The following is a 22,847-nucleotide window of genomic DNA, read 5'->3' as shown; positions in this document are numbered from 1 at the left end:
CTACCACACTGTGTGCGCGCTGTCACACAGATGGCGGAATGGGGCAACGGCACGGGCGCCGAGCAGGCACGGAGAACACGGGCGGCGCCGCGGGCGCGACGGTAATCCTGAGAATGCATCCCGGGCGTTGACATTGCGCCCCGGGTGGGAAACGGGCGATCCAGCCGCCCTTAGCTCAATCTCGGCGCCGTGAGGTGAATCTCGGCGCCGTCACCGCAATCTCGTCGGCCGGTACCGGGACGAGGTCAGACGCTCACGGGCGCATCGCCGCCGGCAGATCGTCCACCCACTGGTGACCCCAGTAGCTGTCGGCGGTGATTTCCTCAGCGGTGTAGTAACTTTCGTCCACCCGCATGCCCTCGGTGCCGAACTCGATGTCCCAGTCGCCGGGTGCGCGGACGTAGAACGACACCATTTTGTCGTTGGTGTGGCGGCCCAGGGTCGAGGACAGTTGGAAGCCGTCCTTGGCGACCCGGTCCAGGGCCTGCCCAACGGCGTCGAGCGAGTCGACCTCCACCATCATGTGCACCAGGCCGGGATCGCGCACGGTGGCAGCCGGGCAGATCGCCAGGCTGTGGTGGCGTTCGTTGATTCCGAGGAAGCGCACGCGGATGGGACCGAACTCCGGCGGCGCGGGGACGCGGAACGCGCCGCGGGACCGGAAACCCAGAACACGGGTGTAAAAATCGAACATCCCGTTGACGTCCGTCGCCGGCAGCACGACATGGCCCAGGCCCTGATCGCCGGTCACGAACTTCGCGCCGAACGGTGTGACGACGGGGCTGTGGTCCAGGACGGCGCCGTGGAACACCTCCAGCGCGGTGCCGGCCGGATCGAGGAAACCGATGACCTCCTCGACCCGGCGGGCGTCGGCCTCGGTTTGCGAGAGCTCCTCGTATTCGGTGCCGGCAGCAGCCAGGGCCCGCTTGACCTCTTCGAGCGCGGCCTGGTCGCGTACCTCCCAGCCGACGGTGACGATCTTGTCGACGTCGCCGGGTCGCACGATGATGCGGGCAGCACGTTCGTCCATCCGCAGGTAGAGCGCGTCGGTATCGGGCCCGCTGCCTTGCGCGAAACCCAAGACATCGAAGGCGAATTGGCGCCACCGCACCATGTCAGTGGCTTGCACGGTGACGTAGCCGAGGCTTCTGATCAGACTCATGACCAACTCCCTAGATCATCGCCCGCAGCGGTCCCTGCGGGTCCACTCCGATCGAACTCAGCGCCGACGCGTGGTAGGTGCTGCCGGGAGCGTGAATGGCGTGCGCCTGGCCGACGTGGACGTCGCGCCAATAGCGTTGCAGCGGTTGGTCCATCCGTGCGGCGTTGCCGCCACAGCGGGCGAATATCTCGTCGACGGCCGACACGGCTCGCCACACCGCCCGGATCTGGGTGCGCCGGCCGGCGGCGCGGTCCTCGAAGGACACCTCCTTGCCGGCGGCCACCAGGTCGTAGATGCGGTCGGCGTTGGCCAGCAGTTCCTGGCGGGCGGCGTTGATGTCGGCGGCAGCCTCACCGATGGCGTACATGACGTAGGGGTCGTCCTTGATCGCCACGCCGCTGGAGTTGACGCGCCGGCGTTGATAGTCGAGGGCCGCGGCCAGCGCGCCCTCGGCGATCCCGATGGTGGCCGACGAGATCCCCAGCGGGAACATCGTGGACCACGGCATCAGGTAGAGCGGCTCGGTCATCCCGGCCTCGCGCTGCGCGGTTCCGTCCATCACCTTCATGCCGTCCATGGTCCGGTAGTCGGGGACGAAGGCGCCGTCGACGATGACGTCCTTGGAGCCGGTGCCGCGCAGACCCACGACATTCCAGGAGTCCTCGACAATCTGGTAATCCTTGCGGGGCAGGATCATGTGCAGCATCTGCGGCGGCATCAGCGGTTTGCCGTCGGCGTCGCCGACCATGGCGCCCAGGATGATCCAGTCGCAGTGATCGGTGCCCGAGCTGAACTGCCAGCGACCGGTGAAGATGTAGCCGCCGTCGGTGGGTACGGCCACGCCCTGGGGGGCGTAGGGCGACGCCACCCAGGTGTCGACGTCGTCGGCCCAGATCTCGGCGGCCACCCGCGGGTCGGCGTAGGCCAGCTGGTACGGGTGCACGCCGACGACGCCGTTGATCCACCCCGCGGACGGATCCAGCGCGGCCGTGGCCATCACCGTCTCGGCGAACTCCCGCGGGTGAACCTCGAGGCCGCCATGTGCTTTGGGCTGCAGCAGTCGGATGTTGCCGATCTGCTTCATGGTCTTGACCGTGTCGTCGGTCAGCTGGCCGATCTTTTCGGCTTCCTCGGCCTGTTCGCGGAACTGGTCGGCGCGTTCGGCGAGGCTGTCGATCACCCGTTTCGTCATGCTGAAGATAGTGGCTGGGCAGGGCCCCGGTCCGCTAGTCCCATCCCGTTGAGCGGACCGGATCCCCTGGTCAGAATTCCACCAGCACCCGGTCCGACAGCGGGCACGCCTGGCACGCCAGGAACAGCCCGTCGGCGATGTCCTCGGCCTCGAGAATGTCGGCATCACCCCGGTCGACCTCGCCTTCGACGAGGGTGGCCGCACACGATCCGCAGTTGCCTTCCCGGCACGAGTACGGGGCCTCGAGACCGGCCGCGAGCATGACGTCGACCAGGTTGCGTCCCTTCGGCCAGCGCAGGTTGTGCACCGTTCCGTCGAGGGTTACCGCCACTTCCGCGGCCGCACCGTCGTCGGGGAGGTCCTCGACGGGACCGTCGACGAAGGGGTCGCCGGTCAGCGACTGGAAGACCTCGAGGTGGATGTTCTCCCGCGGTGTGCCCGCCTCGGTCAGCGCCTCCTGCACCACCGCCATGAACGGTCCCGGTCCGCAGATGAACGACTGGTATCCGGTGAACATGCGGGCGAAACCGCTCAGCTGCGCGCGGGTCGGTAAACCCTGGATCGACTCGAGCCAGTGCAGGACGGTCAGCCGACCGGCATGGCGGGCCGCCAGCTCCCGCAGTTCCGCGGCGAAAATGACCGAGCGTTCGTCGCGGTTGGCGTAACACAGCACCACCCGACCGTCGCCGCCGGTGAGCACCGACTTGAGAATCGACATCACCGGCGTGACACCGCTGCCGGCCGCCCACAGCAGAAAGTCCGCGTCGAGATCATCGGGTGTGAAAAGGCCCGCGGGCGGCAGCGCTTCGATGGTGGCACCGACAGCAGCGTTGTCGCACAGCCAGTTCGATCCGTAGCCGGCGTCGGTGCGTTTGATGGTGACCTTGGGGGCGGCGTCGGTGTGCGGGGAACTGGCAAGCGAGTAGCAGCGGGCCACCGAACCGGTCTGCGTGCTGGGAATGCGCAGCGTCAGGAACTGTCCCGGGCGGTAATCGAACCGGGCGCGGTGCTCGTCGGGGATCGTGAACACCAGCGACTTGGCGTCGTGGCTTTCGTCGATCACGGCGGTCACGGTCAGCGGTACGCCGCGCGAAGAGGCCGCGGGCCGGTCGCTGGATTCGGCGTCGGTCATGGCGTGCATTCTGGTTCGAGCGGCGCGGCCCGGAAGTCGCAGTCACCGGTGGTCGGGAGAAATATCCGGTTGCCCGTTGACCGGGAAGCACCCCGGCCCGGTCCGCGGCGGCGACCTAACCTCGCTGCCGTGAGTACCGCGACCGATAGCCATGTCGATGTTGTTGTGGTGGGTGCCGGATTCGCCGGTCTGTACGCCCTGCACAAGTTCCGTGCGCAAGGCCTCACCGTCCGGGTGTACGAGGCGGCCCCGGAGGTGGGCGGCACCTGGTACTTCAACCGATACCCGGGCGCGCGATGTGACGTCGAGAGTCTGGACTACTGCTATTCGTTCTCCGACGAGTTGCAGCAGGAGTGGACGTGGACCGAGAAGTACGCCACCCAACCCGAGATTCTTGCCTACATCAACTGGGTTGCCGACAAACTGGATCTGCGTTCCGGAATCACGTTCAACACCAAGGTCGCCTCGACGGTGCTCGACGAGGACACCTTGCGGTGGACGGTCAGCACCGACACCGGTGAGGTGATCACCACGCGATTCGTGGTCATGGCCACCGGCCCGCTCTCCTCGCCGCTGACTCCCGACATCCCGGGGCTGGACTCCTTCGGCGGCGAGGTCTATCACACCGCCCACTGGCCGCATGAGGGCGTGGACTTCACCGGCAAGCGGGTTGCGGTGATCGGGACTGGCTCCTCGGGGATTCAGTCCATTCCCGTGATCGCCAAGCAGGCCGCCGAACTGTATGTGTTCCAGCGCACCCCGAATTACAGTGTCCCGGCGGGGAACCGGACGCTGACGGCCGAGGAGATCGCGCACGCCAAGGACACCTACGACGAGCGGCGACGGATGTCCTGGCGCAGCGGCGGCGGATCTCCGCACGTGGCGCACCCGAAGCTGACCATGGAGGTCACCCCGGAGGAACGGCAGGCGGCGTTCGAAAAGCGGTGGAGCCTGGGCGGAGTGCTGTTCTCCAAGACGTTCTCCGACCAGATGATCAACCTCGAGGCCAACGAAGAGGCCCGCAGGTTCTATGAGCAGAAGGTCCGCGCGGTCATCGACGACCCGGAGGTCGCCGACCTGCTGATCCCCGATGACCACCCGATCGGCACCAAGCGAATTTGCACCGACACCAACTACTTTCAGACCTTCAACCGCCCGAACGTGTCCCTGGTCAGCGTCCGCAAGACTCCGATCGAGTCGATCGACGAGTCGGGCATCGCGACCGCGGCGGCGCATTACGACGTCGACGCCCTGGTGCTGGCCACCGGGTTCGACGCGATGACCGGCACCCTGGCCAAGATCGACATCGTCGGTCGAGACGGACAGCGACTCGTCGAGGATTGGGCCGACGGGCCGCGCACCTACCTGGGCCTCGGTGTCGACGGCTTCCCCAACCTGTTCCTGGTGTCGGGCCCCGGGGCGCCCGCGGTGTTGGCCAACATGGTCCTGCACGCCGAGGCCCACATCAACTGGATCGCCGATGCCATCGCCCATCTCGACCAGCACGACCTCGCCGCCATCGAGGCGACCCCGGACGCGGTGGACAACTGGATCGCCGAGTGCAATCGCCGCGCCGAGGGCACGCTGTTCCCGCGGGCGAACTCGTGGTACATGGGCGCCAACGTGCCCGGAAAGCCGCGCGTGTTCCTGCTTTTCATCGGCGGGTTCGCCGCCTACCTCGACATCTGCGCGGAAGTGGCGGGTGCTGGCTACAAGGGATTCGATCTGCTCAAGCAGGTCTAGGACATCGCTGAATAGGCTGCCGGGCTGTCTCCGGACGGCCTCTCGACCAGATGCCGTCATCTTCGGGTGACGGATATCCACAGGTGACCGGCGAGGGGCCCGTGCGCGGTCCATGCTGTGGATGGACGTCAGCAGACGATGACGGGCCACGATCGAGGAGCCTCGTGGAGAGCAGCGAAACCAACGCATCCTTGCGCTGGCCAGCCGCGCGAAACATCACACGCATCGCAAGGCCGGGCCTAGATGCTGAGCACCTCACGTGCACGATCGATTTCGTCGGGATCGGCGGTCGTCGGGATGAGCCGTAGCTCGTCGAGACCCGCGGCGCGCGCCCCGTCCACGGCGGCGAGGAGAGTCAGCCTCGGTCCCGCGCCAGGAACGACAGCACCGTCCGCTCGAACGCGGCCTTGGCCTCGATCATCACCCAGTGTCCGCAGTTGGGGAACACGTGGAATTCCGCGTTGGGAATCGTGCGCATCGGGATCAATGCCATGTCCAGCGGGCTTACGCGGTCGTCGCGACCCCAGGTGAGCAGCGTCGGGACGGTGAGTTTGTGCATGGTCGCCCACGGCATCGGAAAGTCGGCCTTGCGCATCATGTCCATCATCGCGGCGAAGGCGGCCTTGCCGTACAACCGGCGCGCGGCCGCCAGGGTCTCGGGCTCGGTGGCCAACGCCCAGCGTTCCTCGATGAGTTGCTCGGTCACCAGCGCCGGGTCGTAGACCATCGAATGCAGCCAGTCGATCAGCCGCTCCCGCGTGGGGTTCTCGGTGAACTCCTGCAGCAGCCGGATGCCCTCGCTGGGGCCGGGACTGAAGATGTTGGTGCCGATCCCGCCGATGGTGACGAGTTTGCCGACCCGCTCGGGGTGATTGATCGCGAAGTTGATGCCGACGCCGCCGCCCATTGAGTTGCCGATGATGTCCGCGCGCTCCAGTTGCAGGGCATCGGTGAAATGCACCATGGCGGCCTGCGCGTCCACCACCGGGTGACCCCCGAAGTCGTCGCTCACGCCGTAACCGGGGAATTCCAAGATCAGGCAGCGGAAGTGTGCGGCGAACACGGCGAGGTTGCCGCGGAAGTTGCGCCACCCCGTCACGCCCGGGCCCGAACCGTGCAGCAGCAGCAGCGGCGGGCCGTCGCCGGCCTCGTGATACCGAAGCACGCCCGCGGGGGTCGTTACCTCGCGCAAGGTCTGGTCATGGTCGTAGGTCTGCGTCGTCACCGTGCTGACCCTAAGTGGTGCGACGGTCCGTTGGGCCCGGTCTGCGCCGCGTGGGTGCCGGCGCGGCGGCCGCTGAAGATGCAGTCGGAGATCGACAGGCCGCTGACATAGCTGTTGGAACAGATGCCGACCGCGTTGCGGCCGGCGGCGTACAGTCCCGACACCACCCCACCGTCGCGGTGCACGACCTCGCCGGTGCTCTCGTCGACGACCAAGCCGCCGAGCGTCAGCCCCGGAATGGGGTAGAACGTCGACGAGTCGGCGGAGATGTTGATCGAATAGAACGGTCCCGTTCGCATCGGCGGGCACAGTTCGGCTACCTTGCGGCCCGGATCACCGGCACCACTGTCGATTCCACGCCGGTACTCGTCGAATGTCCGTCGCAGCCCCGCCGGGTCGATGCCGTTCTTCCGCGCGATCGCCTCGATTGTGGCGGCCTTCTTGTGCCCGACTGTGAAGAGGTAGATCAGCTGCAGGCGCTGGAACAGTTGAGTCTGCTCGCCGATCTGTGCACGGACCTTCTTCCAGGTCGGTGCGTCGTATATCGCCCACCCACAGCCGCTGAACTCGCGCATCATGACGTTGCCATGGGTCGCGCCGTAGAGGTCCTCGTTGGCGATCCGCCGACCGTCCGCGCCGACCGTCAGCCCCTCCAGGAACGCGCTGGGCGGCGCCAGGAAGCGCCACGCGGTGACATTGCCCATCTTGTCGGTCTTGCCGCCGGCGGACAGGCCGAGGGCGATCCCGGTGCCGTCGTCGCCGGGGGTGCCCAGCGGCGAGATCTTCATGAACTGCGGTGCGAACTCCTGCATCCACGGGCGGTTGTAGATGAAGCCACCGGCCGCCAGCACCACCGCGCCGGCGTGGGCTTCATGCTCCACCGCGGCCTCGGACCAGATCCGCTCAGCCCGGGCGACCACGCCCTTGACCAGGCCAGGCATCCAGGTGCCCACCTTGCCGGTAAGTCTGGTCAGCCTCGAGTACCGCTGTGCAGCGCGATGATTGGGATCCACCGCGTGATAGCGGACACCGGTGACGCGGCCTTGGTCGTCCTTGATCAGATCGTGTACCCGTGCCAGCGGGACGACGTCGACGCCCTTGGTCTTGGCGGAGCGGCTCAGGTGCTCGAACATGACCTTGCCCGAACTCATGCCGGGGGCCACGACGCGGTGGCCGCGCGGCGCCGGACGCGTGTGCCGGCTGTGGGGGTAGGCCTTTTCGTTGCCGGAGTAGTAGAGGTAGAAGTCGTCGGTGGGGTAGGAGGTCTTGTACGACGACACCGGGCCGCCGCGGAACGGCACCCCCTGGGCCTTGAGCCACTCGATCATCGTCGGGCTCTGCTCACAGAACCGGGTGAGGGTGTCGTCGCTGACGGCATCACCGACCTCGGCCCGCAGGTAGGCGCGCATGTCCTCGACGGTGTCCGCATAGCCGCCGGCCTGTTGCTCGGCCGTGCCGGCGCCCGCGTAGACGATGCCGCCGGACAACGCGGTGGCGCCGCCGCCATAACCGCGGTCCAGGACCAGTACCCGCGCGCCGTGATCGGCGGCCTCGATCGCGGCGGCGGCACCGGCCGCGCCGAAACCCACCACGATGACGTCGTATTCACCGGCTGCGTGCATTGATCCGATGGTGGTGTCCGGGGCGGCGCTGCGCCAGAGCACCTCCCGCTCAGTGGCGAACGTCCCGCCGCAGGACAGCGCGCTCGGTCAGCGGGCAGTCGCCGCACTTGGTCCGGTCCCGGGTGCGGTACCACAGGCAACAGGTACTCCGACGGGCGCCGCCGACCGGCGCGGAAACCATCTTGTTGCGCAACGGAGCCCTGGACAGCAGCGCAGTCGCCAGCGGCGTGACCCGATCGTCGGACCGGCCCGCGGCAACCCTGCGCGCGCCCGAGGACAACGCCGAGGCCGCGTTCCCCCACAGCAATCCATCGGCAACCCGGGCAACCCCGCGCAATGCCGCGTGGAAACCAGTGAACTGATCACTGAGAATCGAGTACGCCATGACCTCGACCACCTCATCGAATTCCATCGAGCTGCCCTCCCAACCCCGGAAGTCGTTGAGAGCCAAATCTACTGACCCAGAGGGATTGACGACGTAGCCAAGACCGCGCAGGTCGATCACCACGCCGCCGCGTTGCCAGGCGCCCAAGACCAGCGACCAACACCGTGCGGCGAAGCCGTACTGCAGCGTGGACGCGGTGACCCGATCCTCGTCAGAGCCGACGCGGTCCCCGATCGCACCGAGAAGCGATCGCAGTTGGCTCGGCTCGCACAACTGCTGACGGGACAACGCGGCGGTCCCGGGATCGAGGTACAGCGGATAGGGCGGGCCGAACCTGGCCACGTCCGCAACCGCGGCCCGCACCCGCTCGGGATCGGCCCGCGGTGCAACGCGGTGCGGTAGGCCGAGAGGCATCCGTGGGCAGGCGTGCGCGTACATGAGCGATCTCCGTTCCGGGGTCTCCACGCCCCGCCATTGCGGTCCGCGGCGGCGCAGTGTCCTGACTCCCGGATCATCACTCGCCCCGACCTTCCAGCCCGAAGGCCGTGGTCACGCATGGGGTCCGCTCCCCGGTCACAGTGGCGGGACCGTGCCGGATTCACACCGACTTCCTGGCCCCGTCGCGGGTATACCGCGCCTAGCGTAGCCGCTCATGCGGATAGGCCTCGGCCCGGTTCTGAAACGACAAGATGGCGGGGTTCAGTACCACGCCGTCGCGAATCTCGATGGCGCGCGCAATCGTCGGGGACTCGTCCCACGCGGCCGGACCGTCGAGGACAGTTTCGAGGTGCGGTAACAGCGCCTCGCTGATTTCCCAGGTCGCCGAGCTCCACAGATACGACGGACTGTGGTCGACGGCGTAATAAAGTACGCCCCTGGGCAATTCGACCACCGGATCGTCGAAGGTGGTCGGCCGGGCCCAACTGAAACCCATGCCGGCATCACACGAGACGTCGACGATGAGGCTGCCCGGGGCGAACTTCGTCAATTCGTCTTCGGTGACGAATACCAACGGCGAGGTGGGATCCTGCAGCACACAGTTGACGACGATGTCGCTGTCGGACAGGAACTCGGCCACCGCCACCGGCCCGTCGGGCATCTCCACCCAGGTCCGAGTGGGGTCGTCCTCGTCCTGCCCCATCTGGAAGATCTGGGTGGAGTGGATCGGGGATGCGACGGCGGCCACCTCTCGGTTGGTCAGCACGCGCACCTCGTCGACGCCGTGGGCGTTCAGGGCGGTGATCGCCCCGCGAGCCGTCGCGCCGAAGCCGATCACCGCCGCACTCAACCGGCGCCCGTAACTGCCGGTGACCCCCGCGAGCTGCATCGCGTGCAGCACCGAGCAGTACCCGGCCAACTCGTTGTTCTTGTGAAAGACGTGCACACCGAAGCCGCCGTCGCTGCGCCAATGGTTCATGGCCTCGAACGCGATCAACGTCAATCGTCGATCGATGGCAACCTGGGTCAGCGCGGTGTCTTGCACACAATGCGGCCAGCCCCAAACAACCTGTCCGTCTTTCATTTCCACGAGGTCTTCGGCCTGCACCTTGGGGAGCAGGACGACATCGCAGTCCGCGATCAGCTGTGCCCGAGTCCTGATTCCGCCGACGGATTCGGCCAGCATTTCGTCAGTGGCGCCGAAGCCGGCGCCGTAGCCGTGCTCAACGAAGACACGGTGCTGGATACCGGCGTCGATGCGGCTGAAATGCGCCGGATGAATCGGCAATCGGCGCTCATTCGGCTTACGCGAATGAGCCAGGACGCCTAGCGAAAGCTGTGGCCGGTCAGCGCTTCTTGCCATTGATGAGGGAGTCGGTGGCCGACGACTGGGCCTGGGCGGCCTTGGCGTGCTTGGCGGCGCGTTTTTCTTTCAGGCTTTTGCCGGACTTTTTGGCCATGGCTTGACGAGGAGACTTATCAGACATGCTGGCCCCTTGAATTATGGGGTCCTGGGTGGTCCCGATTCCTCGACCATACCCCGTGGTGGGGATCAGCAGGGGGCGGCGGGAAACAATTTTCCCTGGCATGCCGTGAAATTGGACGGTGTCGGACCGGCGGTTATTCCTCCACGATCACTGGATCGCCGACCTTGACCGTGTCGTAGTACCACTCGGCGGCCGCGGGAATCAGGCCGATGCAGCCGTGGCTGGTGTTCTCGAGACCCATCGAGGGGACGGCCCACGGCGCCGAATGCACGAAGATGCCCCGCCAGGTGATACGCACGGCATGGTCCACCTCCTGCAGATAGCCCTCGGTCTCGGTGATGGGAACCCCGACGCTGCTGGAGTCCATGAGCACCGTCCGGTTCTTCTCCAACACCGTGTACTTGCCCACGGGCGTCGGATACTTTTCGCGTCCCATCGAGGCCAGCAGCACCCCCTCCTCGCCGGCGTGCGGCAGGTGGTGTGGTGCGGGTAGCCGCACCGGCGGCCCCGCCGGGTCGCCGTCGATGGTCACCGTGAACGTGTGTTTGGACAGGCTGGCGACCCCGAGCACCTTCGGGCCCGTCACGAACTGGGTGCGCTTGCCGCCCACCGCCAGTTTCACGGTGCTGTTCGCGGGCCAGTACTGGTCTGGAACCCATTGCACGACGTTGCTTTCCAACCACTCGAAGTGGCCCGTCATAGCCGGGGTGGCGGTGATCCGCAGGGCACGCTCCGCACTTGCCCGGTTTGCCACAGGTCCGTTGAATGTCACGACTACCGGGTGGGCCACGCCAACGGGTTCGTCGCCGATCGGCTGAATCGACTCGATCGTCGAGTCCAGCGGTCGCACGACCGCAGTCGTTTCGACCCTAGCCGTCGGCGAAGCCACAGTGGCGGCGACCACGACCGCCGCGAAAGCAAAACGAACTACCGCTCGCATGTACCCGACCTCTTGAGATGAACAACACCATGTATACGCACCCATCCTAGGTGCTTGTCGTCAACGAATGTGGTTGCAACCATTGACATTTAGGTCAATTATCGGTCACGGTTTGACCCCGTGCACCGGTGCGTGCCCGCCAGCGCATTGTGCCGCAGATGGAAGGGAATCCATCTGCGGCACAATGGGTACCGATTGTTAGTTGGCCGCGCCGGGCAGCGTCGGCACCCCGGCGGCGGGCCCGCCGGTGGTTTGCGGGTTGGTCGGCACGCCCTTGCCGCCCAGGCCACTCATCGGCACCATCGGCGCGCCTGCTGCGGCGGGCACCAGGGGTGCGGCGGCGGCGACGGGCGGCACCAGCGGCGGGACGACAGGAGGCACCGGCGGTGGCACGACCGGGGGCACCGGCGGCACCAACGGCGGGACCGGGGGCAGCGGCGGCACCAGAGGCGGGACCGGCGGCACCACCGGCGGTGGGACCAGGGGTGGCACCACGGGCGGCGGTGCGATCGGGGGTCCGGGCAGCGCGCCGATGCCGGACGCCTCGATCGAGACGGCGGCGCAGGGCGCCGCGGTGCCGGACATCTTCTCGACGCAGTCGGCCCCGCCGGCTGCCGCAACTGGGCTCAATCCCACTGCGGCCGCGCCTAATCCAATGCAGGCCACTCCCGCGATAAGGAATCGATCAAAATTAAGCCGCACCGTCGACTCCTTCTGGTTGGTCGGGTGAATTACAGGGAAGAAATTACGCATCTGAAATATAAGGACTTCCTGGGGCCAAAAGCGGATTGGATGCTGGACCGAGATGCAAACGAGCCCGGGTGTGACCGGACCGCAGCCATTCGGTGATGTTTCGGCCGAGGCCCTGCGCCACGGAGTCCTATGGTGCGCATCAGGCCCATTACCCTAAGCACCCGTCTTGGTCTACTTACCCGCCGCGGGCTACGGTCCTGTGCGGTTCGTAGATTCTTCGCGCGGTTGGCGCGGGTGGTTCGAGGAGGAGCGCGGTGACCCGGTCCCACGATGCGCCGACCCCGGGCGGCGGTGAATTCACGGGTCCGCTGCGCGGTACCGGGCTGCCCCTGGAGAAGTCCATCCTGGCGGCGCTCGACGATGTAGAGCGGGCGTTGCAGCTGGAACCCGTCGGCGACGGCACCTTTCGGGCTGCCAGCGAGCCCGACCGGTTCGGGCACATCTTCGGCGGTCAGCTGCTCGGGCAAGCGGTCCTGGCCGCCAGCCGCACGGTCGAGGGCCAACAACCGAACTCGCTGCACGCCTACTTCGTGCGCTCCGGGCAAACCGAGGTGCCGGTGGACATCGTCGTCGAGCGCACGCGCGATGGTCGGTCACTGTCGACGCGGCACGTCGAGGTCAGGCAGGACGGCGCCGCGGTGTTGACCGCGGTCGCGTCCTTTCACACCAACCCGGAAGCGCCGCAGACGCCGGCTGTGCGCCCCGCCGGGCCGCCGCCGGAGGAGCTGCCGCTGCTGCAGCACTGGGCGCAGCAGGCGCCGCCGGAACTCCAGACGTTCGCGCAGACCTGGATCGACGTCCCTCCGCCGCTGGAACTGCGGATGGCTGAGGCACCCACTTTCCTGGGCGGCGCCCAGGCCGCGGGCACGCGCGGGCATTGGATGCGACTGCCGCGAGACATCGGCGACAATCCGGCGCTGCACCACGCGCTGCTCACCTACGCCAGCGACTATCTATTCGTGGACATGGCGTTTCGCGTCCACCCCGATGCGGTCAACTATGCGACGGCCGCCGGACTGAGCTTGGACCACGCCATCTGGCTGCACCGGCCGGCACAGTTCGACCAGTGGCACCTCTATGTCCAGGAGGCGGTGACGATCTTCGGACACCGCGCGCTGGTCCGCGGAACCATCGTCGATACCGCGGGAGCCGTGGTGGCCAGCACCGCCCAAGAGGTCCTCATCCGACCGCTGCGCCCGTGATTTCGGTGCGCCCGGAGGCGCTGAGCGCCGCTGAGCGCACCGAAATCGCGTGGCAGCCCCGAGTTTGAGCGATCCGTCCCGCTGCCTGACGCCGGGACGTACCGTCCGGGCCATGATCGACTTTCAAAACGGTCTCTTCGTCAAGCTGGGCCCAGCCGGTCCCAAGGCCGCCGCGGGCGAGCTGGCACCGATCCTGGTCGACGGTGAACATGTCGAACTCAGCTTCAAGGGCATGCGGGACTCGGTGGTCTTCACCAACAAGCGATTGATCGTGATCAGCGTGCAGGGCATCAACGGCAAAAATCGGAACTATTCATCGTTGCCCTACAACAAGATTCACGCGTGGAGCATCGAGACCACAGGGCGCTTCGACGTCGACGCCGAGCTCGAGATGTGGTTCGCCGGCCTCGGCACGGTTCGGCTGGACTTCCGAGGACAGGTCGACATGCGCACCATCAGCAGGCTCATCGGCGACCACGTGCTCTGACCTCAGGTGCCGCAGAAGGTTTGGTAGGGGCCGAACGAGTCCGGCGCCGGCTGCGCGTAGTGCTCCAGCCCGGGCCGTTCCACATACGGGTCGGTGACCACTGCCAGCAGCCGCGTGAACGGGTCGAGGTCGCCGTCGGTCGCGGCGGTCAACGCCTGCTCGACGAGATGGTTGCGGGGAATGTAGATCGGGTTGGCCCGGTCCATCGCGTCGTCGTCGGGGCCCATCGCCAGCCAGCGGGTCAGCCAGCCGTCGAACGCTGGCAGGTCGAGGAACAATCCACGGACGGGCTCGCGGTCGCCACGCGCGGCACTCGCGAGGGCGCGGAAGAACGAGGTGAAATCGACGCCGCTTTGGGTCAGCTGCGTCAGCAGGTCGTCGATCAGTGGCGTCACCGCCGCATCGTCGGCGTCGGCCAGGCCGAGCTTGGCGCGCATCCCGGCGGTCCAGGCGGCCTCGTATCGACCACTGAACCCGTCGAGTGCCCCGGTGGCGATCTCGATGGCGCGCTCGGTGTCGTCGGCGAACAGCGGCAGCAGGGTCTCGGCGAACCGCGCGAGGTTCCACATCGCCACCCCCGGCTGGTTGCCGTAGGCGTAGCGGCCGGCGACGTCGATCGAGCTGAAGACGGTGCTGCGGTGGTAGCCGTCCATGAAGGCGCACGGCCCGTAGTCGATGGTCTCGCCGGAGATCGTCATGTTGTCGGTGTTCATCACGCCGTGGATGAAGCCGACCAGCATCCACTGCGCGATCAGGGCGGCCTGCGTCGCGATCGTCGCTTCGAACAGCGCCAGATACGGCTTGGCGCTCTCCGCCGCGGCCGGAGCATGGCGGGCTATTGCGTGGTCGGCCACGCGGCGCAACAGCGCCAGGTCGCCGCTCGCCGCCGCGTACTGGAAGCTGCCGACCCGCAGGTGACTGCTCGCGACCCGGGTCAGCAACGCTCCCGGCAGCGGTGTCTCGCGGTGCACCGGCGATCCGGTGGCGACGACGGCCAGCGACCGTGTGGTGGGCACACCCAGCGCGTGCATGGCCTCGCTGATGAGGTACTCGCGCAGCATCGGTCCGACGGCGGCCAGGCCGTCCCCGCCGCGCGCGAACGGGGTGCGACCGGACCCCTTGAGTGCCACGTCGCGTACCCGGCCCTCGGTGTCGACCAACTCGCCGAGCAGCAGCGCTCGCCCGTCGCCCAGCCGCGGCACGAAACCGCCGAACTGGTGGCCGGCGTAGGCCTGCGCGACCGGGGCCGCGTCCTCGGGCACGGCGGTGCCGACCAGGAACCCCACGCCGGCCGGGCTGGCCAGCCAGCGCGGGTCCAGGCCGAGGTCGGCGGCAAGCTGCTCGTTGACGATCAGCAGCCTCGGATCGGGCGGGGTTGCGGCCTGCCACGTGACCGCCATCTCCGGCAGTTCGCGGGCAAACCAGCTGCTCAGGGCGACGGGGTTGGCCGGTGCGACACTCATCCCACCAGAGTACGGAGGACGCGACTCAGTCCACCAAGTCCTCGTAGCGGTGTTCGGTGTCGATGGGAACGCCGCGGCGGTGCGCGTCGTCCTCGCGGTCGCGCAGTTCGACGCGGCGGATCTTGCCCGAAATGGTCTTGGGCAGGTCGAAGAATTCGACCCGGCGCACCTTCAGGTAGGGCGCCAGATGGTCGCGGGCGTACTCCATGATCGCCTTGGCGGTGCCCGCGTCGGCGTCCCAGCCGTCGGCCAACGCCACATACGCCTTCGGCACGCACAGTCGGGTGTCATCGGGTTGCGGGACGACGGCGGCCTCGACGACCGCCGGATGCTCGATGAGTACGCTTTCCAACTCGAACGGCGACACCTTGTAGTCCGACGATTTGAACACGTCGTCGGTGCGGCCGATGTAGGTGATGTAGCCGTCTTCGTCGCGGCTGGCGACGTCGCCGGTGTGGTAGTAGCCACCGGCGGTGACGATCGCGTTGCGGTGGGGGTCATCGACGTAGCCGGTCATCAGGTTCGGCGGCGCGTGGCTGAGGTCGAGGCAGATTTCGCCCTCGTCTGCGGGCTCCCCGGAGATCGGGTCGACGAGGACCACCGGCACCCCCGGCATCGGCCGGCCCATCGACCCGGCCTTGACGGGCTGACCCGGGGTGTTGCCGACCTGCAGCGTAGTTTCGGTCTGGCCGAACCCGTCGCGGATGGTCAGTCCCCAGGCCTGCTCGACCTGGGCGATGACGTCGGGATTCAGCGGCTCGCCCGCACCCAAAACCTCGCGCAGCCCGTCGGGTTTCGGACCCAGATCCGCCTGGATCAGCATCCGCCACACCGTCGGCGGCGCGCAGAACGTGTTGACCCGGGCCCGGCGCAGCTGGTGCAACAACGCGGCGGCGTCGAACCGCGGATAGTTGTAGACGAAGATCGTCGCCTCGGCGATCCACGGCGCGAAGAAGCAACTCCAGGCGTGCTTGGCCCACCCCGGCGAGCTGATCGCCAGGTGCACATCGCCGGGCCGCACGCCGATCCACGCCATCGTGGTCAGGTGCCCGACGGGGTAGGAGACCTGCGAATGCTCGACGAGCTTGGGCCGGCTGGTGGTGCCCGAGGTGAAGTAGATGAGCATCGGGTCGGCCGCGTCGGTGCAGGCCTGAAATGGGCCCGCGGTCGGGACCTCGTCGGCGTCGGCGTAGGCGTGCCACCCTGGTACGGCGTCGCCCACACAGATGCGCGCATAGTCGCCGGGCACTGCGTCGAACTTCGCTGTGTCCGCCGCGTTGGCGATGACGAAGCGGGCGCCGCCGCGGCCGATCCGGTCGGTCAGGTCGGCCGGACCCAGCGCCGCCGTGGTCGGCATGATGACCGCCCCGAGCTTGGCCACTGCGAGCATCACCTCCCATAGCTCAACCTGATTGCCGAGCATCAGGATGACGCGATCGCCCTTGCCGACGCCGAGTTGCCGCAGCCAGGTCGCGACCAGATCCGAGCGCCGGGCCATCTCGGCGAATGTCACCTTCTGCTCGCCGCCGTCCGCTTCGACGATCCAGAGCGCGAGTCGGCTCGCCGACGCCGGGTCGCGCGCGATGACGTCGAACCAGTCGGTCGCCCAGTTGAACGTGCCCGCCACCTGCGGCCACGCGAACGTCTCGATTGCCTTGTCGTAGTCGCCGAGGACGGAAACGAGGAGGTCGCGGGCGTCACGATACAAATCGGTGTTGCTGGTCATGACAGCTAGGATCTACGTCACACTCGTCCGCCCGCTACCCCCGGAAGAGGGTGAAGAACATGTCGACCGGTTCGGCGCTGCTGCGACCGCGCGATGCCGACGCACTGCGGGCCGAGTTGCGTCACCTCGCGTCCCACGGGGGCATTCCGGTGTTGTTCGGTGGCCAGGTGCACGACGGCATCTTGCTGCTCAGCGAGTTCGTCGGCACCCGGACGGGGTTGCTGCGCGGCGTGGTGGTGCAGCCGAGTTCGGGGCTCGGCGGCGCCAGCATGGTGGCCGGTCGGCCGTTGTCGGTCGCCGATTACCGGACCGCGTCGACCATCACCCACGATTACGACATCCCCGTGCTCTCGGAGGGCATCCAGTCGGTGTTGGCGGTGCCCGTGGTCGTCGACGGGGCGCCGCGGGCGATGCTGTACGGCGCGTACCGCTCGGGTGCCCCGATGGGCGGTCGGGCCGTCGAGCTCATGATCGATTCGGGTCGCCGGTTGGCCGACGAGCTACGCATCCGCGATGAGGTGGACCGACGACTGCGGTTGCGGCAGGCGCAGGTCGCCGGCGCCGCGAGCCCGGAGACCATCCGGCAGGTCCACGCGGAGCTGCGCCGGCTCGCCGCCGATGCGGAGCCGGGAATGCGTGAGCACCTGCAGCAGCTGGCCGAACAGCTCGCGGGGCGCCCCGGGCCCGCGGCAGTACGACTGACGCCCCGCGAGCGTGACGTGCTCGCGCAGGTCGCCCTCGGTTGCACCAACGCTGAAGCGGCCGAACGACTTTCGCTGCGGATCGAGACGGTGAAGAGCTATCTGCGCAGCGCGGCCGGCAAGCTGGGCGCGGGTACCCGCCACGAAGCGGTCTCGCAAGCCCGGCTGCAGGGACTCATTCCGTAGCCCTACTGGATGGGTTCGTCGCCGAGCACCGTGGTGCGCAGCATCTCCCGCGGCGAGTCCGGATCGTAGGGCGCCGCGCGGTGCAGGACCCCCTGGTTGTCCCAGATCACGGTGTCGCCCACCGACCAGTGGTGGCTGTACACCTTGTCCGGGGAGGTGGCGTGGGCCAGCAGCGCATCGAGCAGCGCCCGTCCCTCCTCGACGTCCATCCCGGCGATGTGATCCGCAGAGGCCCCCAACACCAACGACTTCCGGCCGCTGCGGTGCGTCCACACCAAGGGGTGTTCGTGGGTGGGTCGGGCGCGCCAGCGGACCAGTTGCTCCTCGGTGGGGTTCGGGTAGACCCGACTCTGCGAGGCCTGCAGGGAGTGCACCACCCGCAGCGTCTCGTAATGCCGTTGCTCGGACTCACTCAACGAGTCGTAGGCCGCATACGAGTTGGCGAACTCCGTCTCCCCGCCATGGGCGGCAACGTGGATCGCGGAGAGCACCGTGGCTTTCTGTGGGCACTCCTCGCCGATGGGTGTGCAGCCGTCGATGTGCCAGTCGAACGTGGCCTTGAGATACTCGGCCGCGCTGTTCTTCGTTCGATCGAGGGTGATCGGATAGATCCCCGACACCGGGTGGTGGCCGTCGGCGGAGCGGTCGATCGCGCCCAGACGCTGCGCAAACGCCACCTGCGCCGCCGGCGCCAGATGCAGATCGTGAAAGACCAGCACCCCGTTGTCCTCCAGGGCGTCGAGGACTGCGGCGCCGAGACCGTCGTCGGTGGCGAGGCGATCGGGGTCGACACCCACGACTTCGGCGCCCACCGAGGAGGTCAGTTTGTTGAGGGTCAACACGCTCATGCGCTGTCGCCTTTCCTAGTTGGAGCAATCACGGCCGCGGCTCGCCGGTACGGATCATGACCGCGTCCGCGGCGTCGACGGGGGTGGGCTGGTGCATGATCTCCACCGCCATCGCCACCAGCACCAGCGAATAAATCAGGTACAGCAGGTTGAGTGCATCCTCGGGAAGATCGTCCAGGCTGAACTTGTCGCAGTACTCGATCGCCTCTTCCACCCGCGGAAAGAAGGCATCGTAGAACTCCCGCATCGCCGGCATCGAGCTGGAAACCCGTTCATTCCAGCGCTCGGTCTCGGTCGCGAGGCACCATCTCTCGGCGAACGGTTCCAGTTCGGCGAACGCACTCGGCAGCCGCGGGGCCGTCACTGCGACGCTCCCGCCGGGGTGCGTTCGCTCCGGTAGGCAGCCACCCAATCGACGGCGGTCTTGTGCAGATGACGGACCAGGATCTCCTGGTCATTGACGGGGAACTCATCGATCACGTCATACTCGAGCGCCGCCTGGGTGCCGCCGAGCATCCCGGCGTCCTGCAGCGCGAACTCCTTGAGAACGACGGCGGCCACCTCGTGTTCGATCCGCTCCCGGACCGTGCGGGCCGGATGGAAATAGGTGTAGGCCTCGTAGCGGTGCGTGTTGTACGAGGTGGGCCAGTACCGGTACACCAGGTACCAGCCGCCGTAGATCAGGATCTCCAGGTTGGGAAAGATCTGGAAGTTGCTGATCCCCCACGGTTCGATCCCGCCGGGATTGAGTCCGGCCGGTAGGTCACCGAGGTCGGGGGTGCGCCACGGCCCGACCAGGCCGCTGCCGGTGGCGCGCTCGATCGGGTACATGTACTCCGGCGCCAGCAGCCACCGTCGGGTGCCCGCCGTTGAGACGACCCGGTGCGGGCCGTCGAGTTGAAAGTGGGCGCAGGTGAAGCCCGCGTTGGGCTGGCGTACTTCTGGCGGCACCTGCTGGGTGTGCAGGGCCGGCACGTGGTAGTACTCCTGGAAGGCGTCGGCGAAGATCTTCCAGTTGCTGTTGTTGTGGGCGACCCAGTCGTAACGCTCGGTGAGCTTGCCGAAGGGGTAGTCGTCGAGCCCGGTGACCATGGGGCCCAGAAACTCTCGCAGCGTCTGCCGCGGCTTCTCGTCGAAGTTGACGAACACGAAGCCGGCCCACACCTCACAGTGCACGGCAACCAGGCCGAAATCTGCGCGGTCCAGATGCGGGAAGCGCTCCGAGTCCGGGACGGATTGCAGTGTGCCGTCGAGCCCATAGCGCCAACCACAGTGCCGGCATTCGAATGCGGTTCCGGTGTCGCGTAGTTCAGTGCTGCGATAGTCCACGTCCACCACGGTGTGGCCGCGCCGACGGCAGGTGTTGTGGAAGGCCCGGATCTGGCCGCGGTCGTCTTTCACCACAATGAACGAGGCGTCGGCGGCCTCCACCCGCCGGGTGATGTAGCTGCCGGTATCGGGGGTTTCCTCGACGCGACTGATGTTGAGCCAGGCCCGTTTGAAGATGGCTTCGCGCTCATCCTCATAGAACTCCGGGGACGTCGAGTCGCGGAACGAGATCGGTCCAGTGCCGAGTTCCGGGTAATGCTCGGTCCAGGAACCCTCAGCCGGCTTCGGCCATTGCATCGCCATACGAACCTCCCTGCGGATAGTGGTGAATCGAGACTGCACGGTGCGGAGTCACATCACGGCCCCGCCGTTGACGCCAAGGGTCTGCCCGGTGATGAAGCCGGCCTCGTCCGAACACAGAAAGCCCACTGCCGCAGCGATATCGGCACCGGTGCCCAGCCGGCCGAGGGGTATGTTGCCGGCGATCGTCTCATTCGACGGCAGGTGGCCGGCAGCCTGGGACTGGTGCTGCATCGGTGTTTCGATCCCCGAGGGCGGGATGTTGTTGACCGTGATACCAGCCGACGCGTACTCGCGGGCCAGGGATTTCGTGAGGGTCAGCAGCGCGCCCTTGGACGACGCGTAGTGCGCGGCGAAGGGGGTGCCGCGTTGGGCGCTCGACGACGAGATCATCACGATGCGGCCCCATTTCGCGTCCACCATGTCCGGCAGCGCCACCTGACAGCAGTGAAAGGTGCCGGTCAGGTTGACGTCGATCATGCGCTGCCAGGACTCGACGGTGATGTCGGCGAACGCGGCGAAGCCGAACAAACCCGCGCTGGTGACCAGGATGCCGACGGGGCCGAGTTCGCCGCGGATCTTGGCGAAGCCGTCTTCGACCTGAGTGCGGTCGGTGACGTCTGCACCCGCGGCCACCGCGGTGATCCCGTTGCCGCGAAGATCATCGGTGACCCGCTGCGCCGCATCGACATTCATATCCATAACCGCTACCCGGTACCCGCGGCGGCCCAACTCGTGACACGTCGCTTCCCCCATTCCCGACGCGCCGCCGGTCACCACCGCTACCCGCGTCATCGCAACGCCGCCGCGAACCTCAACCGAAACGCCCTTTCCATGACCATCACTCGTAGACCACCCGTACCGTCCGGGTGGTCGGTAGCGACTGGCAGGTGACCACCCAGCCGTCGGCCACCTCGTCCTCGTCGAGGGCGTCATTGTTGAGCATCCGCGCCGCCCCCTCCGTCACCTGCGCCATACACGTTCCGCACGAACCGGTTTCGCAGGACGACGGGGCCTTGAGTCCGGCCAGGCGGGCGGTCTGCAGCAGCGTATTGCCGGCCCGGTACGGCACCGTCACCGTGCTTCGGTTGAGTTCGATGGTCACTTCCTCGGTGACTGCGGCGGCCCTCGGATCGGGTGCCGGCGCCGCGGCAACGGTGAAACGCTCCAGGTGAACCCGCGGCTTGGGAATGCCGGCTGCATGCAGCGCGGCCTCGGCGGTGTCCATGAACGGTGCGGGCCCGCAGATGTAGGCCTCGGCATCGCTGAAGTCGCGGATGAAAGCGATGAGCTGTTGCGGCGCCACCATGCCCGCATCGTGATCGAGGTGGTGGTGCACGGTGAAGCGCTCGCCGTAGGCCTCGGCCAACTGCGTCAACGACGGACCGAAGATCACCGAGTCGCGGTTGCGGTTGGCGTAGTAGAGCCCCACCCGTCGGGAGGTGGTGGCCAATGCGGTGCGGATCAGTGAGAACACCGGCGTGATCCCGCTGCCGCCGGCGAAGGCAACGAGGTCCCGGTCGGTGTCGGCAAGGACGAAGCGGCCCTCGGGCGGTGCGGTGTGTAATTCGTCGCCGGCGGTGGCGGTGTCGTTGAGCCAGTTGGAGACCAGTCCGTCGCGATCGCGTTTGACGGTGATCCTCAGGTCCGTTTCCACCGCGGGCGAGGACGACATCGAGTAGCACCGCCGATGCTCCTGACCGTTGACGAACACCCGGAGCGTGACGAACTGGCCGGCGCGATAGTCGAAGCGTTCCCGGTCGGCGGCCGGTACATCGAGGATCAGGGACACCGCGTCGTCGGTCTCCTGCACTACCCGCTTCACGCGCAGCGGCGAGAACCCGTTCGAATCGGGAACGGGCACCGCCTCGACCGCGTCGAAAGGCCGAGTCACGGGATGCACCCGTCGACAGTATCAAGTACTTGTCATCGGGGACAAGGGCCGGGCCCATCGGCTCGTGGCCTTGTCGTCTAGCTCTCGACGTGGTCGGCGAAGAGGGTGTGCCCGGTACCTTGCTCGACGATGCGGGCGAGCAGGGCGCGCAGCTGTTGCTGTTCGGCCGGCGTCAGGACGCCGAACACTTTGTCGTGGGCCGCAATGGCGTCACTGACCACGGCACCGGCTACTGCGCGGCCCTCGTCGGTGAGGAAGACCTGCCGGATGCGACCGTGTTGCGGGTCCTGCTTGCGCTCGACCAGGCCGCGCTTCTCCAGGGCGGTCAGGGCCAGCTGCACGCCTTGCGGGGTGATCAGCAGACGGCGAGCCAGTTCGGCGCCCGACAGGCCGGGCTCGTTGGCCAACTGGCGCAGCACGCCGATCTGGGCGGTGCTCACGCCGTGGCCCTTGACCGCGTCGTTCACGGAGGTCAAAGAGAAGTAGAAGGCTTGCTTGAGCAGCCACAACGTGTTGTCGGTGAGTTCCATGTCCGCCTCCTGCCGCCACCGCGGACCACCACTCCCGCGCTGCGCGGTCCCTCGACGTTAGCGCACGTCGCTGTGGGCGGTCGGAGTCCCGGGACGAACATC

The 22,847-nt window shown here is 67.3% G+C and carries 22 protein-coding genes and 1 riboswitch; of the genes, 4 read left to right on the top strand and 18 right to left on the bottom strand.

Annotation, left to right across the window (positions count from 1 at the left end; translation table 11 throughout):
- Positions 1–253: 253 nt before the first annotated feature.
- The 3 genes from bphC to RCP80_RS24525 form a co-directional block, all read right to left on the bottom strand.
- Positions 254–1,162 (bottom strand): biphenyl-2,3-diol 1,2-dioxygenase, encoded by a 909-nt coding sequence (gene bphC, locus RCP80_RS24535; protein WP_308480166.1) that lies wholly within the window; start codon positions 1,160–1,162, stop codon positions 254–256.
- A gap of 10 nt (positions 1,163–1,172) precedes the next feature.
- Complete coding sequence (locus RCP80_RS24530) at positions 1,173–2,354, bottom strand: acyl-CoA dehydrogenase family protein (protein ID WP_308480165.1); 1,182 nt, start codon at positions 2,352–2,354, stop codon at positions 1,173–1,175.
- Positions 2,355–2,424: 70 nt separating this feature from the next.
- Positions 2,425–3,486: a ferredoxin--NADP reductase gene (locus tag RCP80_RS24525; RefSeq protein ID WP_308480164.1), complete on the bottom strand. Its 1,062-nt coding sequence runs from the start codon at positions 3,484–3,486 to the stop codon at positions 2,425–2,427.
- Positions 3,487–3,615: 129 nt separating this feature from the next.
- On the opposite strand from RCP80_RS24525, the gene RCP80_RS24520 reads away from it, so the two are divergent.
- Complete coding sequence (locus RCP80_RS24520; RefSeq protein WP_308480163.1) at positions 3,616–5,229, top strand: flavin-containing monooxygenase; 1,614 nt, start codon at positions 3,616–3,618, stop codon at positions 5,227–5,229.
- A gap of 355 nt (positions 5,230–5,584) precedes the next feature.
- On the opposite strand, the gene RCP80_RS24515 is transcribed toward RCP80_RS24520, so the two are convergent.
- The 7 genes from RCP80_RS24515 to RCP80_RS24485 form a co-directional block, all read right to left on the bottom strand.
- Positions 5,585–6,454, bottom strand: a complete 870-nt coding sequence (locus tag RCP80_RS24515; protein WP_308480162.1) for an alpha/beta fold hydrolase — start codon at positions 6,452–6,454, stop codon at positions 5,585–5,587.
- On the bottom strand, positions 6,451–8,076 hold the full coding sequence (locus RCP80_RS24510) for an FAD-binding protein (protein WP_308480161.1): 1,626 nt from the start codon (positions 8,074–8,076) through the stop codon (positions 6,451–6,453). The genes RCP80_RS24515 and RCP80_RS24510 overlap by 4 nt, the downstream gene beginning before the upstream one ends.
- Before the next feature lie 49 nt (positions 8,077–8,125).
- The gene (locus RCP80_RS24505) at positions 8,126–8,899 is read right to left on the bottom strand and encodes a (2Fe-2S)-binding protein (protein ID WP_308480160.1); all 774 of its coding nucleotides are present in this window, start codon (positions 8,897–8,899) and stop codon (positions 8,126–8,128) included.
- 54 nt (positions 8,900–8,953) lie between these two features.
- A riboswitch (cobalamin riboswitch) is annotated at positions 8,954–9,075 on the bottom strand.
- A gap of 23 nt (positions 9,076–9,098) precedes the next feature.
- Positions 9,099–10,262: a N(5)-(carboxyethyl)ornithine synthase gene (locus tag RCP80_RS24500; RefSeq protein WP_308480159.1), complete on the bottom strand. Its 1,164-nt coding sequence runs from the start codon at positions 10,260–10,262 to the stop codon at positions 9,099–9,101.
- Complete coding sequence (locus RCP80_RS24495; RefSeq protein ID WP_308480158.1) at positions 10,246–10,386, bottom strand: hypothetical protein; 141 nt, start codon at positions 10,384–10,386, stop codon at positions 10,246–10,248. The genes RCP80_RS24500 and RCP80_RS24495 overlap by 17 nt, the downstream gene beginning before the upstream one ends.
- Positions 10,387–10,519: 133 nt before the next feature.
- Positions 10,520–11,326 (bottom strand): L,D-transpeptidase, encoded by an 807-nt coding sequence (locus RCP80_RS24490; RefSeq protein ID WP_308480157.1) that lies wholly within the window; start codon positions 11,324–11,326, stop codon positions 10,520–10,522.
- 198 nt (positions 11,327–11,524) lie between these two features.
- Entirely contained in the window at positions 11,525–11,962 is a 438-nt protein-coding gene (locus RCP80_RS24485) for a hypothetical protein (protein WP_308480156.1), read from the bottom strand.
- Positions 11,963–12,333: 371 nt separating this feature from the next.
- Here RCP80_RS24485 and RCP80_RS24480 point away from each other — a divergent pair, with 371 nt between their 5' ends.
- Positions 12,334–13,281, top strand: coding sequence for an acyl-CoA thioesterase (locus RCP80_RS24480; protein ID WP_308480155.1), 948 nt, complete (start codon positions 12,334–12,336; stop codon positions 13,279–13,281).
- 112 nt (positions 13,282–13,393) lie between these two features.
- Positions 13,394–13,768 carry a PH domain-containing protein gene (locus RCP80_RS24475; RefSeq protein ID WP_308480154.1) on the top strand — a complete coding sequence of 125 codons (375 nt, stop codon included), beginning with the start codon at positions 13,394–13,396 and terminating at the stop codon, positions 13,766–13,768.
- 2 nt (positions 13,769–13,770) lie between these two features.
- Here RCP80_RS24475 and RCP80_RS24470 read toward each other — a convergent pair whose 3' ends face one another.
- On the bottom strand, positions 13,771–15,231 hold the full coding sequence (locus tag RCP80_RS24470) for a protein adenylyltransferase SelO (RefSeq protein ID WP_308480153.1): 1,461 nt from the start codon (positions 15,229–15,231) through the stop codon (positions 13,771–13,773).
- 25 nt (positions 15,232–15,256) lie between these two features.
- Entirely contained in the window at positions 15,257–16,957 is a 1,701-nt protein-coding gene (locus RCP80_RS24465; RefSeq protein WP_308480152.1) for an AMP-binding protein, read from the bottom strand.
- Between the two features lie 59 nt (positions 16,958–17,016).
- Here RCP80_RS24465 and RCP80_RS24460 point away from each other — a divergent pair, with 59 nt between their 5' ends.
- Complete coding sequence (locus RCP80_RS24460) at positions 17,017–17,844, top strand: helix-turn-helix transcriptional regulator (protein ID WP_308480151.1); 828 nt, start codon at positions 17,017–17,019, stop codon at positions 17,842–17,844.
- A 2-nt stretch (positions 17,845–17,846) separates the two neighbouring features.
- On the opposite strand, the gene RCP80_RS24455 is transcribed toward RCP80_RS24460, so the two are convergent.
- The 6 genes from RCP80_RS24455 to RCP80_RS24430 form a co-directional block, all read right to left on the bottom strand.
- A complete protein-coding gene (locus tag RCP80_RS24455) occupies positions 17,847–18,692 on the bottom strand; it encodes a TauD/TfdA dioxygenase family protein (RefSeq protein WP_308480150.1) in 846 nt (281 codons plus the stop codon).
- 28 nt (positions 18,693–18,720) lie between these two features.
- Entirely contained in the window at positions 18,721–19,056 is a 336-nt protein-coding gene (locus tag RCP80_RS24450; protein WP_308480149.1) for a hypothetical protein, read from the bottom strand.
- On the bottom strand, positions 19,053–20,324 hold the full coding sequence (locus RCP80_RS24445) for an aromatic ring-hydroxylating oxygenase subunit alpha (RefSeq protein ID WP_308480148.1): 1,272 nt from the start codon (positions 20,322–20,324) through the stop codon (positions 19,053–19,055). The genes RCP80_RS24450 and RCP80_RS24445 overlap by 4 nt, the downstream gene beginning before the upstream one ends.
- A 48-nt stretch (positions 20,325–20,372) precedes the next feature.
- Positions 20,373–21,116: an SDR family NAD(P)-dependent oxidoreductase gene (locus RCP80_RS24440; RefSeq protein ID WP_308480147.1), complete on the bottom strand. Its 744-nt coding sequence runs from the start codon at positions 21,114–21,116 to the stop codon at positions 20,373–20,375.
- Positions 21,117–21,162: 46 nt separating this feature from the next.
- Complete coding sequence (locus RCP80_RS24435) at positions 21,163–22,224, bottom strand: 2Fe-2S iron-sulfur cluster-binding protein (RefSeq protein WP_373693407.1); 1,062 nt, start codon at positions 22,222–22,224, stop codon at positions 21,163–21,165.
- Between the two features lie 68 nt (positions 22,225–22,292).
- Entirely contained in the window at positions 22,293–22,745 is a 453-nt protein-coding gene (locus RCP80_RS24430; RefSeq protein WP_308480145.1) for a MarR family winged helix-turn-helix transcriptional regulator, read from the bottom strand.
- Positions 22,746–22,847: the final 102 nt, after the last annotated feature.

Origin of the sequence: Mycolicibacterium sp. MU0053 (genome assembly GCF_963378095.1) — a bacterium.
Lineage (GTDB): Bacteria > Actinomycetota > Actinomycetes > Mycobacteriales > Mycobacteriaceae > Mycobacterium > Mycobacterium burgundiense.
This window is presented reverse-complemented; position numbering and strand designations above follow the sequence as displayed.